Genomic DNA, 17,093 nt, shown 5'->3' with positions numbered 1-17,093 from the left:
CGGTTGTTATGCGGGGCGATGGCCTGTGTGGCCACGAGTGCGCCACCAATGGTGTAATGGCGACCGCGCCCATGATTGATGAATACAGCGTCACCATGACCATCCAGATAAACGAAGAACTGCGCACCTATATAGATCCGCTCAGCCCCGACGAATATGCTGCCCTCGAGCGCAGCTTGCTGGCAGAAGGTTGCCGCGATGCTTTGGTGCTGTGGGGCGACATTCTGGTAGATGGCCACAATCGCTACGAACTGTGCCGCAAGCACGGCATCGAGTTCAAGACCACGCAGAATACCCGGTTTACGTCACTTGATGATGTCAAGTTGTGGATGATTGAAAATCACCTGGGGCGCCGCAGCGTATCGGACTTCCAGCGCGGCGTGCTGGCGCTGCGCAAGAAAGAGATTCTGCAGGCGCGCGCGGCGAAGGCCGGGCAAGAAACGACCGCTGCGGCGGAGTCGTCCACGGGCCCGGCGCCAGTGCTCAGCCGCCAGGCGCTGGCGCGCGCCGCCCGGGTCAGCAGCACCACCCTGGGGCAGATCGAAAAAATCCAGAAGGCGGCTGCCCCCGAGCTCGTGCGGGCCGTAAAGGTAGGCGATATTTCGATCAACGCCGCCGCGGCGGTGGCCGCGTTGCCCGTCGATAAACAGGCGGCCGCGGCTGCCGAGGGCCGCAAGGCATTGCGCGAACTGGCCCGCCAGGCGCGGCAGGCCCGCAAGACACCCGGCGAGTCGCAAACCGACGCGCCGGCGGACGGGGCGGCCGAGCCCGCGATCGATGATTATCCCGCCGAGGTGGGGCGATTGCGTCGCCTGGTGGCCGCTCTGACCGAAGAGCGCGATGCGCTAAAAAAGAAGGTCATGCATCTGACCGTTGCGCTGGCCGAAGCGCGCAAGCAAGACTGAAAGCTCTGGCGCGCCGCCGCAGCAAGGGGGGGCTGCGGCCTACGCCCGCCGCAGCTTCATGTTGAACCGGAACTTCTCTGCCGGGTATAGGTTGATCGATATTTCGGCGATCTTGTCGGACGTATTCTTGTAGGTGCGCCGTACTTCGACCACGCTGGAACCAGGCTCGATTTGCAGGCCTTCGGCCAGTTCGTCGGGTACCGGCAAAACCCTGAGCATCTGCTCGATCTCGACCATGCGTTCGCCGTATATGTCTTCGATGATGCGCCAGATCGGCCCTCGCTGGCGCTCCAGCATGCGCTCCACGCCGGCATACTCGGCCGCCACCAGGACTTCCGTCCAGCAGATAGGCGGGGCGGCGTTGTCCTCGCCCAGGCGATAGCCCTGCAGGCGCAGCCAACGCTGCCCGGGCGGCAATGTGGCTTCGTCCAGCCGCAGGCCGTCGCTTTCGACAAAATCGCTGCGGTCTATCGCATACCGGCTCTCGGCGGCGTAGGCAATGAGTTCGTCGATGGACGCGACGCGGTGAACATTGAACGGCGTGCTGGCGGGCGGGGGCATGACGGTGGTGCCCGAACCCTGCCGTGACGATACCAGGCCGTCTGCGCGCAATTGGCGCAGGGCTTCACGCACCGTATGACGGCTGACAGTGAAGCGTTCGGCGAGCTCTTCTTCAGTAGGCAACTGCGAGCCCACCGGGAACACGCCTCGGACGATGTCGGCACGCAAATGCTGGACCAGCTGGCGGTACAAAGGCTCGCCCGCCGCCGCCGGGCGCTGCAGCAGCGAGCGCCGCCGCCCGGTTTTCGCAGGTGTACGTGCAACTTGCGTGGTTTTCTTTGCTACAGGCATGGCGGGGATTCTACCTCGTGCCGGGGGGCGTAAAACCTTTCGTCGCGGGATGGATGCTGTAGCCAGGCGCCTTGCGATATATACATCCGCGCTGTGGCCGGATAATATGTTCGTACAACTTATTGGTAATAACACCAATGCTCTGTCAAGGGCAGGGTGATAGCATTACAGTTGTACGGACAACTACAAATCTAAAGATTGCGGGGTTCGCGATCAAGGAGACAACGGTGAAACCTGATGCTGAAGTGACATCAACCGCGCAGCGATTGCGGTTCTCGATGCGAAATCTGCCCTTGCTGGAGGACGGCGCGACCATGGACCTGTTGGGGCTGTCTCCCATGCTGTGGGCGCATTCCAAGGTGTATTCGTCGGGCGGGGAAAACGCGCTGCACAGCCATGACATCGAGGATCATGTGTTCCTGGTGCTGCAGGGCGAGGCGGAGTTTCATTTCGAGGACGGAAGCAGCGCCAGGGTTCGGGCCTATGAAGGCGTGACCGTGCCGCGGGGCACACGCTACCGGTTCAAGGCCGACGAAGCGCATGGCAATCTGGTGATGTTCCGGGTGGGGGCGGCGCTGGTGAAGGATTCGTCCGATCTTCATCCCAAGTTCGGCATTCCCAATGAGGCGATGCAAAGCCGATCGGATACCCAAGGGCGCCATGCTGCAGGCGACGCGAAGCGCAACGGCGTGGCGGCCCGTCCCACCATCTTCAAGGCGGGCGCGTACTTCGCCGCCGACAACGATTAACCAGGAGTCTGGCATGTTTCGTCGACAATTCCTGCGGGGCTCCGCTGCCGTGCTGGGCGCTTGCGCCGCGCGCCTGTCTTTCGCGCAGTCATATCCAACCCGCCCGATCACGCTTTGGGTCCCGTACGCGGTGGGCGGCAATGCCGACCTGACGGCGCGCCTGTTCGCCGATTCGCTCGCCAAGACGCTGGGGCAGTCCGTTGTGGTGGGCAATAAGCCTGGCGGAGGCGGCGCCATAGGGGCATTGCACGTGACGGGTTCGCCTCCCGATGGCTACAACCTGTTGTTCTGCGCTCCCAGCGTGTTTTCAGTGACGCCCCATCTGGTCAAGGTCAGCTACGGTATCGACAGCATCCAGCCGGTATGCCTGGTCAGCAAGACGCCGCTGGTGCTGGTGGTAAAAGCAGGCAGCCGCTACAAGTCGCTCGCCGATGTCGTGGCGGCGGCCAAGGCACGGCCGCAGACGGTGGCCATGGGCTATAGCGGCCTGGGCACGCCCAATCACCTGGCCATGCTGGATCTCGAAGCGGTGGGAAAGATTCGGTTCAACGGCATCGCGTACAAGGGCTCCAATCCCATGCTGAAGGATTTGCTGGGTGGCCAGATTGAAATTGCAGCCGACCAGGTATCCACGTCCAAGGCCTATATCGAGTCGGGCACACTGGTGCCGCTGGCGGTATTCGGGCCGTTGCAGGATGCCTTGCCCGGCATCCCGTCGGTGTCGTCGCTGGGTCCGGAGCCCTTTGATGTCACCACTTACCTGGGCATCTCCGCTCCCGCCGGCACGCCTGCCTCGATCATGCAGGCGTTGCAGAAGGCGGCGAATGCCGCGCTGCAGGAAAGTCGGTTCGTGCAAGGCGTGACCAAGATGGGTTCGTTCGTGCAGTGGGGGTCGGCCGAGGATTATGCCCGCATCATGCACAAAGAAGACGAGTTCATGCGCGCAATGGCGGCGGCCGGTCGCCTGAAGATGGAGTCGTGATATGCATGGTGACAACCAGCACGGTCACCAGGCGCCGGATCCCGCGCCGGACGACTCTCCACGCCCGCCGGCCAGTTTCAGTTTGCCGGCGGGCGCCGTGGATGCGCATGCGCACGTGATCGGAACACACTGGATAACAGAGCGCAGCTATACGCCGCACCCCGCGCCGCCCGAAGCGTACCTACGGATGCTGGACCGCACCGGGATGACGTATGGCGTACTGGTGCAGGTAAGCGTGCACGGCACCGACAACACGCTGATGCGCGATACTGTGGCGGCCAACCGGCACCGCTTGCGCGGCATCGCGGTTATCCCGCACGACTTGGGCGAGACGGGGCTGCGCAGCCTGGACGAGGCCGGCGTGGTCGGTCTGCGCCTGAATACGACGACGGGCGGCGGCGTGGGCCTGGGGGCGCTGGCCGAATACGAGGCCATCTGCATGGAAATGGGCTGGCACCTGCAATTCCTGGTCAATGCCCCGCAGTTGCCTTCTCTTGCGCCGCAGATATCGAAACTGCGGGTTCCGGCCGTGTTCGACCACATGGGTTATGTGTCGCCGGACCTGGCCGGCACGGATGCGGGACAAACCTTGCTGCACATGGTCCGCGATGGCGCCTGGGTGAAGCTGTCCGGAGGATTTCGGATTTCGCTTTCCGATCCGCCCTACCAGGACGTGATTCCCTACGCGCGTGCGTTGGCCGAAGCGGCGCCCACCCGGTGTGTATGGGGATCGGACTGGCCGCACGTGAGCTTTCGCAAGACCATGCCCAATACCGGCGATCTGCTGGACCTGCTGGGGCAGTGCGTACCCGATGCCGCGGTGCGCGACGCTATTCTGGCCGGCAATGCGCAGCGGCTGTATGGATTTTCCGGGGCAGGGTCAGACGCCGGCATATCGCCGAACTGAAGACACCCGCCCGGGGCTGTGCCGGTCAGGGCAGCAGGTCGCGGTGTTGGTCCAGCTGCGGTGATTCCAGATTGATGGTCGCGGGTTCGTGCAGGAAGCGGATGGGGCTGCCGATATGCGGCCTGCCGTCCGCGTCGCGCATCACAATGGCTCGCGCCTGGGTGTGAGGGTCCTGCAGGGCCTGGGGCAGGGTGTTGACGCCACCAAAGCACATGTCGAGCGCCTCGAGCCGGGCTTCCCATTCAGCCCTGGTGGCCTGCCCGAAGGCTTGTTCCAGGAACTCCATGACAGGCGCCTGGTGCGGGCCGGGGCCTCGCAGGCACGCCTCGGCCAGGTCGGGCCGGCCGAGTTCGTTCAATAGCGCGTGCACAAACTTCGGTTCCTGGCCAGCCAGCGCTACATGCTGGTTATCCCGCGTCCGGTAGATGCGGTAGAAGGCGCTGCCGCCGGTCGTGCGGTCCTGGCCGGGCTCGGGCGCGCGGTTGTGGGCGAACGTCGAGCCCAGCACGTTGCGCAATGCGGCGATCATGCAATCGGACATGGAGATATCCAGATAATCGCCTTTGCCTGTCTCGTGCCGACGCAACAGCGCCATCAGTACACCGGACAGGCCTTGCAAGGCACTCAGCAGATCGGCAAACGGCAGGTTGGGAATGGCGGGGTTCGTATCGGCCCCGGCGGTCAAAGACAAAGTGCCGCACAGCGCCTGGACCGCCAGGTCGTGCGCGGGGCGGTCGCGATAGGGGCCATCCTGGCCGAAGGCGCTGATCGAGCAGTACACAAGCCGCGGGTTGATCCCGGCCAGCGTCGCATAGTCGACGCCCAGACGGGCCGCTACGCCGGGGCGGAACGATTCGATGAATACGTCCGCGGTTTCGACGAGCTTGTGCAGGGCGGCCCGGTCATGCTCGGATTTCAGATCCAGGGCGATACTTTTCTTGCCCCGGTTCAGGTTGCGGAAGAACACCGTGTGGGGCCCGTCAGACAGGCCGATGTGGCGGCCGGGGTCGCCGGCCGGCTGCTCTATCTTGATGACTTCCGCGCCATGGTCGGCCATTTCCAGCGAAAGGTAAGGGCCAGGCAGGAAGTTGGACATATCCAGTACGCGGATACCCGATAGTTTCATGACAGATCTCGCGAAGCAATGACGTCGGGAGGGCAAAGAATCGCTTCGGTATCGGCGCCCAAGGCGGAGCAGGGGCGCAGGGGCGGGCGATTCCCATTGAACTTCAGCGGGTTGGACAGCATGCGCAGGTCGGGCCTGGCGGCATGGTCGATGCGGGTCAGCATGCCGCTGTCGCGAACGAAATCACTTTGCAGGGCCTGGTCCAGCGACAGCACCGGAGCGACCGGCAGCGCCCCTTCCAGCCGCGATAGCCAATGTTGGGTGCAATGACGCGAGAACTCGTCATCCAGCAGCCCGCTCAGGCGCGCCCGGTGTTGGAAGCGCAATTCGGCGGTGCGAAATTGCGGGTCGGCCGCCAGGTCGTCGCGCTCCAGCGCCTGGGTGAGGGCTTCCCAGAACTTCTGGGTCATGCACATGATGAAAATCCAGCCGTCGGCAGTGGGAAATGTCTGTACAGGCGTCAAAGAATAATGCGCGCTGCGCTTTTGCCGCTGGGCGGCATGCTGTTCGTTGAGCAGCCACGTGGCGGTGTAGCCAAGCTGGTGGAGCGTGACGTCGAACAGATTGGTATCTACATCGCAGCCCTGGCCGGTTTCGCGCGCGCGCAGCAGTGCCGATAGCAGGCCGACCATGGATGTAAGGCCGGTCATGTGGTCGACGATGGAAGGCGCGCCGAAGCGTGCGGGCGGTGTGCCGAGTTCGCCGGTCAGGTGCATCAGCCCGCATTCGGCCTGCATCAGGTAGTCGTAGCCCGGCCATGAAGCACGGGGGTTGTCGCGGCCGTACGCGGAAATGTGCACGCATACCAATGCCTTATTGAGCCGTGACAATGACGCGTAGTCCAGCCCCAGCTTGGCCGGCTGGTCGCCGCGCAGGTTGTTCAGCACGACGTCCGCTTCACGCGCCAGTGTTTCAAAGGCCTGGCGGCCTTCGTCGGACTTGATGTCCAGAACGACGCTTTGCTTATTGGTGTTCCAGCTCTGGAAATACTGGCTGTCGTCCGGGCCGAGCATGAACGGCCCCGTCTGGCGGGACGGGTCGCCGCGGGTTGCGGCGTTTTCTATCTTGATGACCTGCGCACCCAGGTGCGCGAGAAACATGGTGCCGTAGGGGCCCGCGCCGAACTGTTCTACCGAGATGATGCGTACGCCCTGCAGCGGAAGATGGGCAGGGCGCGGTACGTGACGGCCCTGTGGCTTGCCGGCACCCGGGGTCATTGCGCGGGATTCCTTTTGATCCACTGCTTGGAAATGATGATGCGCTGCATTTCGTTGGTTCCCTCGCCGATGCAGGTCAGCGGGGCATCGCGGTACAGGCGCTCTATGTCGTATTCCTTGGAGTATCCGTAGGCGCCATGGATGCGCATGGATTCGGTGCTGTTTTCCAGCGCCGCCTCGGATGCAAAGTACTTGGCCATGCCGGCTTCCATGTCGCAGCGTTCTCCGCGGTCGAAGCAGGCAGCGGCGTCCAGCGTCAGCAGACGCGCTGCGCGGGCTCTGGTGGCCATCTCGCCCAGTTTCAGGGCGATTGCCTGGTGTTCGCAGATAGGTTTGCCGAACGTCTTGCGTATCTGGGCATACTCGGTGGCCAGGCGCAGCGCGCCTTCGGCAATGCCCACCCCGCGCGAGGCGACGTTGATGCGGCCCAGTTCCAGGCCGCCCGTGGCTTGGTAAAAGCCCTGGCCTTCGACGCCGCCGATCAGGTGGTCGGCCGGCAGACGATAGTCTTCAGCGATGAGCTCTCCGCTATCGATGGACTTGTACCCCAGCTTGGCGAGCTTGCGGCTGCTGTCGAACCCGGGCCCCTTGGGCGCGATGAACAGGCTCATGCCCTTGTGGCGGGGCTGTGCGTCGGGATCGGTTTTGACCAGCAGGGCAAAGCACGAGCCTTCGACAGCGTTGGTGATCCATGTTTTTGTTCCGTTGATGACGTAGTGGTCACCATCGCGCCGGGCCGTCATGCGTATGCCTTGCAGGTCGGTGCCCGCGTCGGGTTCGGTAAGCGCAAGGCCGCCGCGGACTTCTCCGGACGCCAGGCGGGGCAGCCATTGCTGCTTCTGCTGTGCGGTGCCGAACTTCTCGATGGCCAGCGCAAGCATCAGGTGCGAGTTGAATATGCCAGTGACAGACATCCATACCGATGACACGCGCATGACGATCTTGGCATACGTGGTGGCGGGCAGGCCCAGGCCGCCGTATTCGGTGCTTACCGTGGCGCCGAACAGGCCCAGTTCCTTCATTTCTTCGACGATATGGCTGGGGTAGCGGTCGGCATGGTCGTGTTCGCGCACGACTTCGGGTTTTAGCGATCGCTCGATCCAGCGATCAACGGCAGCGAGCAGTTCGGCTTCATCGCCGGCCGAGATCGACCGAACGGCGTCTGGAGTGGTCATGGTGGCCTCTTGGTAAATACGTACGTACAAGTATTGCAGCGTAACTTGTGCCGGTCAAGTCGTATTTATCAAGTAATTCATGCGGCTGCTTATGGCGCGGAGGCGTTTTTCTTTAAGATATACGTACAACTTATGTGGTGGTCGCCGCGCGCCGGAATGTCAGGTTCACGCGTGCCGCGCCCAGGCGCGGATGATGGTTCTGGGGCACCGGCAGTACGCCGTGATAGCGCAGACGCGCCGGGCCGCCCCAGACCACCACATCGCCGTGCTGCAATGGCACGCGCCGCGCCGGGTCGCTGCGTTGCCCGCCACCCCAGAGGAACATGGCGTCTATGCCCAGCGACACCGATACGATGGGCGCACTCATGTCTTGCTCGTTCCTGTCCTGGTGCAGGCTCATGCGCGCCTTGGGCGCATAACGGTTGACCAGGCACGCATCCGGCAAGAAGCCGGGATAACCGGCCGCGGCGGCCGCGTCTTGCGCCAGACGCAGGAATGATGGCGGCATGGCGGGCCAGGGCAGGCCGGTTTGCGGGTCATGCCGCGTGTATCGATACCCGTGGCGGTCGCTGGTCCATCCCCATGTGCCGCAATTGGTCAGGGCAGCTGACATGCGAAAGCCGCCCGGGGTTTCCATGTGGCGCAGCGGCGCTGCCTGCATGACGCTTTCCAGCGCGGGCAGCAGCGCGTCGACATAGGGCAGCGCATGGCCGCGCAGGAAGACCGCGCCCGGTTCGAGTTCAACGGGCGGTTCGCTGCCCGTGGAGAACAGGTCCAGGTTCATACAGTGGGCGCTATTGGGCGTCGTGGAAGATGATGCCCAGTGTATGCCGCTGCCCCGAACGCACCACGCTCACGCCGTGGCGCTGCACGACGCGGTACGGGCCGCGCGTGCCTTGCACCGGCCGGTAATTGACGGCAAACGCGACGGCGTCGCCGCGGCGCAGCGGCACCACGTCTGCACGGGACTGCATGCGGGGGCGCTGCGTGGTCAATACAAATTCACCGCCGGTGAAGTCTTGCCGGGGTTCTGAAAGCAACACGGCGACTTGCAACGGAAAGACGTGCTGACCGTAAAGATCCTGGTGCAGACAGTTGTAGTCGCCGGGCCCATAGGCCAGCAACAGAGGCGTGGGGCGGCCCTGGCCGGCGGCATGGCAGCGTCGCAAGAACCCGCGCAAGGTGGCCGGATAGCTGACATCGATGCCCAGCGCCGCGTTCCAGCGGTTGGCCAGGGGAGCCAGGCGCGGGTAAAGCGACTCGCGCAGTCGCCCGACGATGTCGGGTAACGGGTAGTCGAAGTATTTGTACTCGCCGCGTCCGAACCCGTGCCGCGCCATCACGATGCGGCTGCGAAAGCGTGCGTTGTCTTCGTATGCGCGCACGAGCGCGGCGCACTCGGCCGCATCCAGCAAAGCCGGCAGGACCGCGTATCCGTCCTGGTCGAGGGCGCTTAGGATGGCCGGCCAGTCCAGCCTTGCCAGGCCATCCGGGCGGGCAGATTCGGTGGCGTTCATGGCCCCAGTGTAGGGCGGCCCCTGCCGCCCCGCATCCGGGCGGTTGCGGTCAAACTCCGCCGCCGGGCTCAGCCACAGCGCAGGGCCGTGATCACGTCGCCCGCATCCAGGATGACGTTCAGGCGGGTGGGGTTGTATTCCATCGTCATGACCTGGCCGGGACGCATGACCCGCAGGTGGGCCGACTGCGAACGCTCGCGGGCATCGTTGCCCACGGAATCCGAGTACTTCTGGCCGACCAGATCTTGCACGCGCTGGGCGTCGCATTCGGACATGGGCGCGCCAGCGGGGGAAGAGGCGTCCGCAGCGCCATCCGGCGTGGCGCGCTGGGTGCCGCTGGAGGCGCAGGCGGCCAGCCCGGCCACCAGGAAAACGGGTATCAGCTTGCGTATCATGAAGGCTCCTTCAGGCAGCAATGAACGTTCATGATAGACCAGCTTGCCGGCTGTTTTGTTCATCCGTGCGCGGACGGCCGGGACGCTGGGCGGTCAGTCGTTGCCGCCTGCCACCGCAAGCTGTGCCTGACCCGCTACCGCGGCCGGCAGGCCGCGCAGCCGCGCCACGTCGCGCAGGGGCGGCGCGCCATACTGCCGGCTGTATTCGCGGCTGAATTGCGAGGCGCTTTCATAGCCCACCTGGCGTGCCGCAGCCCCCGCATCGGCGAGACCGGCAAGCAAGAGCCGCCGGGCCTCCTGCAATCTGAGCTGCTTCTGGTATTGGAGCGGGCTCAGGGCGGTGACCGCCTTGAAATGGTGGTGTAGCGACGACGTGCTCATGTTGACTGCCTGGGCAAGCTGCTCCACGCGCAGCGGCTGGTCGTAGTGGGTGCGAAGCCAGGCAATGGCCTGCCGGACCTGGTGCGCCGGACCCTCGTTGCGGCAGATATGGCGCAGGCGGCCGCCCAGCTCTCCGGTGAGCAGCCTGTATGAGATCTCGCGGCGCAGCAGGGGGGCGAGCACGGGAATGTCTTGCGCAGTGTCCAGCAGCCGCGCCATGCGCAGTGCGGCGTCGAGCAAGGGGGGCGACAGGCGGGCCACTGCCAGGCCGCGCCCCGCCGTGGTGTCTGCCGGGGCCGCCAGTTCGGTTTCGGCGATCAGGCTGGCGGTATCCCGCGGGTCCAGGTCCAGCACGAAGCACAGGTAGGGGGTATCCGGGCTGGCAAGGGTGATCCGTGTCGCCACGGGCAGGTCGACCGAGGTAAGCAGGTAGTCCGACGCGCTGTACTCGTACACGTCTTCGCCGATTTCGACCCGCTTGGCGCCCTGCACCAGCAGCGCCAGGGATGGCCGGTACACGGCGAAGCTGAGTTCGCTGGGGCGTGAAGAACGGAAAAACGACAGGCCCTCGATGCCGCTGGGGTGCAGCCCGTCGGCGGGGGCATGACGGTTGATCAGGGCCGCGAGCTCGCCCAGGCCGCTGGCCAGGGCGGGCGGGACGCTTGCCGAAATCTGGGTTGCCGGAACCATGTTGATCGCGAATGCTGCAACAGCGAAATATTACGCCGATCGCGCCAGGCGTTGTGTGTGCTGTTCGAAGGGCAGTGTACGGATGCGTTGGCCCGTGGCGGCAAACAGGGCGTTGGCGACCGCCGGCGCCACCGGCGGAACGCCGGGTTCGCCCACCCCGGTGGGTTTTTCTTGCGACGCCACCGTATGCACTTCGACGGCCGGCATCTCGTTGATGCGCAGAACGGGGTAGTCGTGAAAATTGCTTTGCTCCACCTGTCCGTCTTTCAGAGTCAGGGCGCCGTACAGCGCCGTGGACAGGCCAAAGCCGATGCCGCCTTCCATCTGGGCCCTGACGACGTCGGGGTTGATCACCAGACCGCAGTCCACGGCACAGACGATGCGGTCGACCTTGAAGCTGCCGTCGTCCTTTACCGTGACTTCGGCGACTTGCGCAACGATGCTGCTGAACGACTCGTGCAGCGCCACCCCGCGGCCGCGCCGTTCGCCTTGCCCGCCTGCGGCCAGCGGCTGCGACCAGCCGGCTTTTTCCGCCGCGAGCTCCAGCACCCTGCGGTGCCTGGGATGTTGGTCGAGCAGGGCGAGCCGATAGGCGACGGGGTCTTTTCCGGCCGCACCGGAGGCCTCGTCCATCAGGCTTTCGGCCGAAAACGCAGTGTGCGTGTGGCCGACCGACCGATACCACAGCACAGGCACGCCCACGTCATCGGGTGTGTACGACTCAACGAGCAGGTTGGGCACGGCATAGCGCAGATCGGCCTGCCCTTCTACCGAGGAGGGGTCGATGCCGTTCTGCATGGCCGCTTCAAGCGGGCTGCCCCTGAATATCGACTGCCCGGCCAGCCGCACGTGCCAGGCAACCAGCTCGCCCTGCGCATCCAGGCCGATGCGCGCGCGGTGGATGTTCAACGGCCGGTAATAGCCGCCGCGCATGTCGTCTTCGCGAGTCCATACCAGCTTGATAGGGGCGTCAACTCCCTGTTCACGCGCCGACTTGGCGATGTGGGCGGCTTCGGCAATGTAGTCGGCGTGCGCACAGGCGCGCCGTCCGAAGCTGCCGCCCGCGTACAACTGCGTGATGAAGACCTTTTCCGCAGGCAGGCCCAACACTTTGGCCACGACGCCCTGATCCACGGTCTGGAATTGTTCGCCGTTCCAGATGTCGCAGCGGTCGTCACTCAAGTGCACCAGGCAGTTCATGGGTTCCATGGCGGCGTGCGCCAGGTAAGGAAATTCGTATTCCGCCTCGATGACGTGCGCCGCCTTTGCCAGGGCCGCCTCTGCATCGCCATGGCTGCCGGCGACGGCGCCGGGGCGGTCAAGCGCGGCCCGAAATTGCGCGCGGATGTCTTCGGAGCCTTGCCTGTAGGCGCGGCTGTCGTCCCATTGGACCTGCAGCGCATCACGGCCGGTGCGCGCGGCCCAGGTGTTGTCGGCCAGTACCGCGACCCCTTCGAAATTGTGGCCGGTGCCCGCGAATTGCACGACGTGGCGCACGCCCGGCACGGCCAGCGCCTTGCTGGCATCGAAGCCGGCAACCTTGCCGCCGAAGCGCGGCGGGTGCGCCGCCATGGCGACCAGCATGCCGGGCAGCTTGATGTCTTGCGTGAAAACGGCGGCACCGTTGGTCTTGGCATGAGCGTCGACCCGGCGCGGCGCTTCCTGGCCGATGAGCTTGAAGTCGGCAGGCGTCTTCAGTTGTACCGATTCGGGAACGGGCTGACGGGCTGCGGCATCGGCCAGTTCGCCGAAGGTGGCCTGCCGCTGCGTAGCGGCGTGGCGCACCACGCCTTCGGACACCGTGATCTCGGCCGGACTGACTTGCCAGCGCTGTGCGGCAGCGGCCACCAGCATGGCGCGTGCGGTTGCGCCGGCGCGCCGCATCTGCTCGAAGGAATTCGAAATGGCCGTGCTGCCGCCCGTGCCCTGCAGGCCCAACGCCAGGTTCTTGTACAGCTCGGTGTTGGCGGGCGCGCCTTCGACGCGCACGCGCGACCAGTCGGCATCGAGTTCTTCGGCTACCAGGGTGGCCAGGCCCGTGTACGCGCCTTGCCCCATTTCCAGGTGCTTGGACAATACCGTAACGGTGCCGTCGCTGCCGATTCGCACGAAGGCGTTCGGCGCGAAGGCCGCCGAATGGTCGGCCGCGCCCGCGGGCCCGGTGGCGGACCGGACTGCGGCGGGGCCCAGCGTGAAGCCGAGCACCAGCCCGCCCGCACCCTGCATGAAACGGCGGCGGCTGACATTGCGCACCGGCATGACCGCCGCGACGTGGGATCGCACGATGGGATGCATGAGTGTCTCCTGTGTCAGGCCAGCGCGCGCGCGGCTTCGTGGATGGCGGCGCGGATGCGCACATACGTGGCGCAGCGGCATACGTTGCCGCTCATCGCGTCGTCGATGTCGGCGTCGGTGGGCTGGGGGTTTTGCGCGAGCAGGGCCGCGGCGGACATGATCTGTCCCGACTGGCAGTAGCCGCACTGGGCCACGTCGAGCTTGCGCCAGGCCGCCTGCACGGCTTGCCCGACTCTGTCGGCGTCCACGCCTTCGATCGTGGTGATCTTCTTGCCGGCCACGGCAGCCAGGGGCGTGACGCACGAGCGGATCGCAACCCCGTCGGCTTGCACGGTACAGGCTCCGCACAGCGCCATGCCGCAGCCGTATTTGGTGCCGGTCAGGTTCGCGACATCGCGCAGCGCCCACAGCAGCGGCATTTCATCGGGCGCATCCAGGGCAGTATCGTTGCCGTTGATGTTCAAGGCGGGCATGGCGAGTTCCTTCTGAACGGCGGGGCCCGCGCCCCGCAGACGAGCAGAATAAGAAATTCGCCCCGCCTACAGCAATGCCGATTTCTCTGTCATTCTTGCCTGATCCTGCGAACCTGCGCAGGCCGGCCGCTAGCCGCGCAGGCGCGCGCGGCGCTGTTGCACTGCCTGGGCCAGGTGGTCCAGGACGGGGGCGGTTTGCTGCCAGCCCAGGCAGGCATCGGTAATGGACACGCCATGGCGCAGGGGTACACCGGGTTTCAGGTCCTGGCGTCCGGCCTCGAGATGGCTTTCGATCATGACGCCGATGATGCGCGATTCGCCCTGGGCAAGCTGGCGGGCCACATCGTGCGCCACGTCGACCTGGCGCTCGTGGGCTTTGTTCGAGTTGGCGTGCGAACAGTCGATCATGACTTGTTCGCGCTGGCCGGCCGCTTTCAGGGCCGCGCAGCAGGCTTGCACGCTGTCGGCGTCGAAATTGGGCCCTTGCTTGCCGCCGCGCAGGATGACGTGCGTATCATCGTTGCCGCGCGTTTCGAAAATGGCGGCCATGCCCATTTTGGTCATGCCCATGAACGCGTGGCGGGCCCGAGCCGCGACGATCGCGTCGGCCGCGACCTGGACGCCGCCGTCGGTGCCGTTCTTGAAGCCCAGCGGGCAGCTCAGCCCCGAGGCCAGCTGGCGATGGCTCGGGCTTTCGGTCGTACGGGCGCCGATTGCGCCCCATGCCACCAGATCGGCGATGTACTGCGGGCTGAGCAGATCCAGGAACTCGGTGCCCACGGGCAGGCCCAGCCCGCCGATTTCAAGCAGCAGTTCGCGGGCGCGGCGCAGCCCTTCGTTGATGCGAAAGCTGCCGTCCAGGCGCGGGTCGTTGATATAGCCTTTCCAGCCCACCGTGGTGCGCGGCTTTTCAAAGTACACCCGCATGACCACCAGCAGGTCGTCTTTAAGGGCGTCGGCCGCGGATTTCAGGCGGTTTGCGTATTCGATAGCCTGGGCATGATCGTGGATAGAACAGGGGCCTACTACCACCACCAGCCGGTCGTCGCGGCCGTGCAGCACGTCGGCAATGCCGGCGCGGGCGTGCTCGACCAGCGCCTGCGTGGCTTGCGGAATCGGCAGTTCGTCTTGCAGCAGGGCGGGCGAAATCAACGGGCGTACCGCGCCGATGCGCACGTCGTCGATGCGCGTAGTGTCCTGGGTGGAGTCGGCGGTGCCGACTTCGCGGTCGTGGCGGGGGTCATCGATGCGGGTCATGGCAATCTCGGTATGGCGGAATTCAAAGCTGCCGCATTATCGCACCCTGGCGCGCCGACGCTCCGGGGCTACGGTCAACGACGCGCATCCAGGGCCATGTGCACGGCCAGCCCGGCCAGTACGGTGCCCATCAGCCAGCGCTGGATGGCCAGCCACAACGGCCGCGCGCCCAGAAAGCCGGCGATGGTTCCGGCGGCCAGGACGATCATGGCATTGACGGCCAGGCTGATCAGCACCTGCGTCATGCCGAGCGTCAACGATTGCAGCAGGATGCTGCCGTGGCCCGGCTGGATGAACTGCGGCAGCAAAGACAAGTACAGGATGGCGATCTTGGGGTTGAGCAAGTTGGTGACCAGCCCCATGGCGAACAGCTGCCGGGAGCTGCTTTGCGGCAGCTGCCGCACCTGGAAGGGCGATCGCCCGCCCGGGCGCAACGTTTGCCATGCGAGATAGGCCAGATACAGGGCGCCGGCCAGGCGCAGGGCATCGTGCGCATAGGGCACTGCCATCAGCAGCGCGGTAATGCCCAGCACCGCGCATAACAGGTAGAAAACAAAACCCGCCGCCACGCCGCCCAGGGATACCAGTCCCGCGCGCGATCCTTGCGAGATCGAGCGCGAGATCAGGTAAACCATGTTGGGCCCGGGCGTGAGCACCATGCCGAGCGAGACAAGAGCGAATGCGGCCAGGTTGGAAAGCTCGGGCATGAAACACCTTGGGGCGAAAGTGAAGGGCGTGCCGCAAAGCGTACCGCGAATCTGTACCGTAACAGCCAGCTATTCGGCCACGGGCGTGCGCATCGTGACGAACTCTTCGGCGGCTGTCGGATGGATGCCGATGGTTTCGTCGAATACCTGCTTGGTGGCGCCGGCCTTCAACGCCACGGCCAGCCCTTGCACAATTTCGCCTGCGTCCGGGCCCACCATATGGCAACCCAGCACCCGGTCGGTGTCGGCATCCACCACCAGCTTCATCAGGGTCTTTTCCTGGTCGCCCGTCAAGGTCAGCTTCATGGGGCGGAACCGGCTTTCGTAGCGCTTGACGCGATGCCCCGCCGCCAGCGCCTGCTCGGTGGTCATTCCCACCGTGCCGATATTGGGCAGGCTGAACACGGCGGTGGGAATCAGGTTGTAGTCGACCTTGCGGTACTCGCTGGGGCGGAACAGGCGTCGAGCGACGGCCATTCCCTCGGCCAGCGCTACCGGCGTAAGCGGCACGCGTCCGATGACATCGCCCACTGCGAGGATGGACGGCTCGCTGCTGCAATATTCATCGTCGACAGCGATGAATCCTTCGTCGTTGAGCTTGACGCCGGTGTTTTCCAGCCCCAGGTTGTCCAGCATGGGTCGACGCCCCGTTGCGTAGAACACGCAGTCGGTTTCGATGACCTCGCCGCCTTTCAGGGTGGCTGCCAGGCTGCCGTCGTCGCGCCGGTCGATGCGCGCCACGTCGGCGTTAAAGCGCAGGTCCAGCCCCTTTTTGACGAGCTCGTCGCGCAGATGGGTGCGGACACTGTCGTCGAATCCGCGCAGGAACAGGTCGCGCCGGTAGACCTGTACCGTCTGGGCGCCCATGCCATTGAAGATTGAGGCGAATTCAACCGCGATATAGCCGCCGCCCACCACCAGGACCCGGCGCGGCAGGCTTTTGAGATAGAAGGCTTCGTTCGAGGTGATGGCGTGCTCTTTGCCGGGGATGTCGGGCACCTGGGGCCAGCCGCCGGTGGCCACCAGGATATGCCGCGCCGTGTAGCGCTGCCCGTCGACCTCTACGGTATGCGGGTCGGCCAGGCGGGCGTGGCCCTCGTACAGCGTCACGCCGCTGCCCACCAGCAGGTTGCGGTAGATGCCGTTCAGGCGTTCGATTTCGCGGTTTTTGTTGGCGATCAGGGCGGGCCAGTCGAATCCGGGCGTGCCCACCGTCCACCCGTAGCCGCCGGCATGTTCGAAGTCTTCGCGGTAATGCGCGCCGTACACCAGCAGCTTTTTGGGCACGCAGCCCACATTGACGCATGTGCCGCCCAGATAGCGGCTTTCGGCCACGGCCACGCGCGCGCCGAATCCCGCGGCGAAGCGGGCCGCGCGCACGCCGCCCGAGCCGGCGCCAATTACAAAGAGATCAAAATCGAAAGCCATTGTGTTCCTTCAGGGTACGGGGCCGGCTTGCGCGGCC

17 protein-coding genes are annotated in these 17,093 nt (G+C 65.1%); 4 read left to right on the top strand and 13 right to left on the bottom strand.

Going from position 1 to position 17,093, the window contains the following annotated elements:
* Positions 1 to 95: 95 nt before the first annotated feature.
* On the top strand, positions 96 to 905 hold the full coding sequence (locus CAL18_RS09750) for a hypothetical protein (protein ID WP_094817832.1): 810 nt from the start codon (positions 96 to 98) through the stop codon (positions 903 to 905).
* Between the two features lie 39 nt (positions 906 to 944).
* Here the strand turns inward: CAL18_RS09750 and CAL18_RS09745 are convergent, their stop codons facing one another.
* A complete protein-coding gene (locus CAL18_RS09745) occupies positions 945 to 1,757 on the bottom strand; it encodes a GntR family transcriptional regulator (RefSeq protein ID WP_094817759.1) in 813 nt (270 codons plus the stop codon).
* A 227-nt stretch (positions 1,758 to 1,984) separates the two neighbouring features.
* On the opposite strand from CAL18_RS09745, the gene CAL18_RS19590 reads away from it, so the two are divergent.
* Genes CAL18_RS19590 through CAL18_RS09735 form a run of 3 tightly spaced genes read left to right on the top strand, consistent with a single transcriptional unit; the run spans position 1,985 to position 4,395 of the window.
* Entirely contained in the window at positions 1,985 to 2,506 is a 522-nt protein-coding gene (locus CAL18_RS19590; protein ID WP_170940314.1) for a cupin domain-containing protein, read from the top strand.
* Positions 2,507 to 2,519: 13 nt separating this feature from the next.
* Positions 2,520 to 3,488 (top strand): Bug family tripartite tricarboxylate transporter substrate binding protein, encoded by a 969-nt coding sequence (locus CAL18_RS09740; protein ID WP_170940313.1) that lies wholly within the window; start codon positions 2,520 to 2,522, stop codon positions 3,486 to 3,488.
* Position 3,489: 1 nt separating this feature from the next.
* Complete coding sequence (locus CAL18_RS09735) at positions 3,490 to 4,395, top strand: amidohydrolase family protein (RefSeq protein WP_094796338.1); 906 nt, start codon at positions 3,490 to 3,492, stop codon at positions 4,393 to 4,395.
* 25 nt (positions 4,396 to 4,420) lie between these two features.
* Here CAL18_RS09735 and CAL18_RS09730 read toward each other — a convergent pair whose 3' ends face one another.
* From CAL18_RS09730 to gorA, 12 genes are all read right to left on the bottom strand, one after another.
* Positions 4,421 to 5,521, bottom strand: coding sequence for a CaiB/BaiF CoA transferase family protein (locus tag CAL18_RS09730; RefSeq protein ID WP_026638189.1), 1,101 nt, complete (start codon positions 5,519 to 5,521; stop codon positions 4,421 to 4,423).
* Positions 5,518 to 6,738: a CaiB/BaiF CoA transferase family protein gene (locus CAL18_RS09725; RefSeq protein WP_094817757.1), complete on the bottom strand. Its 1,221-nt coding sequence runs from the start codon at positions 6,736 to 6,738 to the stop codon at positions 5,518 to 5,520. Before CAL18_RS09725 ends, CAL18_RS09730 begins: the two co-directional genes overlap by 4 nt.
* The gene (locus CAL18_RS09720) at positions 6,735 to 7,913 is read right to left on the bottom strand and encodes an acyl-CoA dehydrogenase family protein (protein WP_094817831.1); all 1,179 of its coding nucleotides are present in this window, start codon (positions 7,911 to 7,913) and stop codon (positions 6,735 to 6,737) included. Before CAL18_RS09720 ends, CAL18_RS09725 begins: the two co-directional genes overlap by 4 nt.
* Positions 7,914 to 8,043: 130 nt before the next feature.
* Positions 8,044 to 8,697, bottom strand: coding sequence for a DNA oxidative demethylase AlkB (alkB, locus tag CAL18_RS09715; protein ID WP_094817756.1), 654 nt, complete (start codon positions 8,695 to 8,697; stop codon positions 8,044 to 8,046).
* 10 nt (positions 8,698 to 8,707) lie between these two features.
* Positions 8,708 to 9,430 carry a 2OG-Fe(II) oxygenase gene (locus CAL18_RS09710; RefSeq protein WP_026638185.1) on the bottom strand — a complete coding sequence of 241 codons (723 nt, stop codon included), beginning with the start codon at positions 9,428 to 9,430 and terminating at the stop codon, positions 8,708 to 8,710.
* Between the two features lie 68 nt (positions 9,431 to 9,498).
* Positions 9,499 to 9,825: an I78 family peptidase inhibitor gene (locus CAL18_RS09705; protein WP_026638184.1), complete on the bottom strand. Its 327-nt coding sequence runs from the start codon at positions 9,823 to 9,825 to the stop codon at positions 9,499 to 9,501.
* A gap of 93 nt (positions 9,826 to 9,918) precedes the next feature.
* Positions 9,919 to 10,896 carry an AraC family transcriptional regulator gene (locus CAL18_RS09700; RefSeq protein WP_249276261.1) on the bottom strand — a complete coding sequence of 326 codons (978 nt, stop codon included), beginning with the start codon at positions 10,894 to 10,896 and terminating at the stop codon, positions 9,919 to 9,921.
* Between the two features lie 30 nt (positions 10,897 to 10,926).
* Entirely contained in the window at positions 10,927 to 13,191 is a 2,265-nt protein-coding gene (locus CAL18_RS09695) for a xanthine dehydrogenase family protein molybdopterin-binding subunit (protein WP_094817755.1), read from the bottom strand.
* A 14-nt stretch (positions 13,192 to 13,205) separates the two neighbouring features.
* Positions 13,206 to 13,664: a (2Fe-2S)-binding protein gene (locus CAL18_RS09690; protein ID WP_094817754.1), complete on the bottom strand. Its 459-nt coding sequence runs from the start codon at positions 13,662 to 13,664 to the stop codon at positions 13,206 to 13,208.
* A 129-nt stretch (positions 13,665 to 13,793) separates the two neighbouring features.
* Positions 13,794 to 14,921: a 3-deoxy-7-phosphoheptulonate synthase gene (locus CAL18_RS09685; protein ID WP_094796346.1), complete on the bottom strand. Its 1,128-nt coding sequence runs from the start codon at positions 14,919 to 14,921 to the stop codon at positions 13,794 to 13,796.
* Between the two features lie 74 nt (positions 14,922 to 14,995).
* The gene (locus CAL18_RS09680) at positions 14,996 to 15,628 is read right to left on the bottom strand and encodes a LysE family translocator (RefSeq protein ID WP_094817753.1); all 633 of its coding nucleotides are present in this window, start codon (positions 15,626 to 15,628) and stop codon (positions 14,996 to 14,998) included.
* A 69-nt stretch (positions 15,629 to 15,697) separates the two neighbouring features.
* Complete coding sequence (gorA, locus tag CAL18_RS09675; protein WP_094817752.1) at positions 15,698 to 17,056, bottom strand: glutathione-disulfide reductase; 1,359 nt, start codon at positions 17,054 to 17,056, stop codon at positions 15,698 to 15,700.
* Positions 17,057 to 17,093 lie beyond the last annotated feature (37 nt).

It is taken from the genome of Bordetella genomosp. 7 (genome assembly GCF_002261415.1).
Lineage (GTDB): Bacteria > Pseudomonadota > Gammaproteobacteria > Burkholderiales > Burkholderiaceae_B > Bordetella_A.
This window is presented reverse-complemented; position numbering and strand designations above follow the sequence as displayed.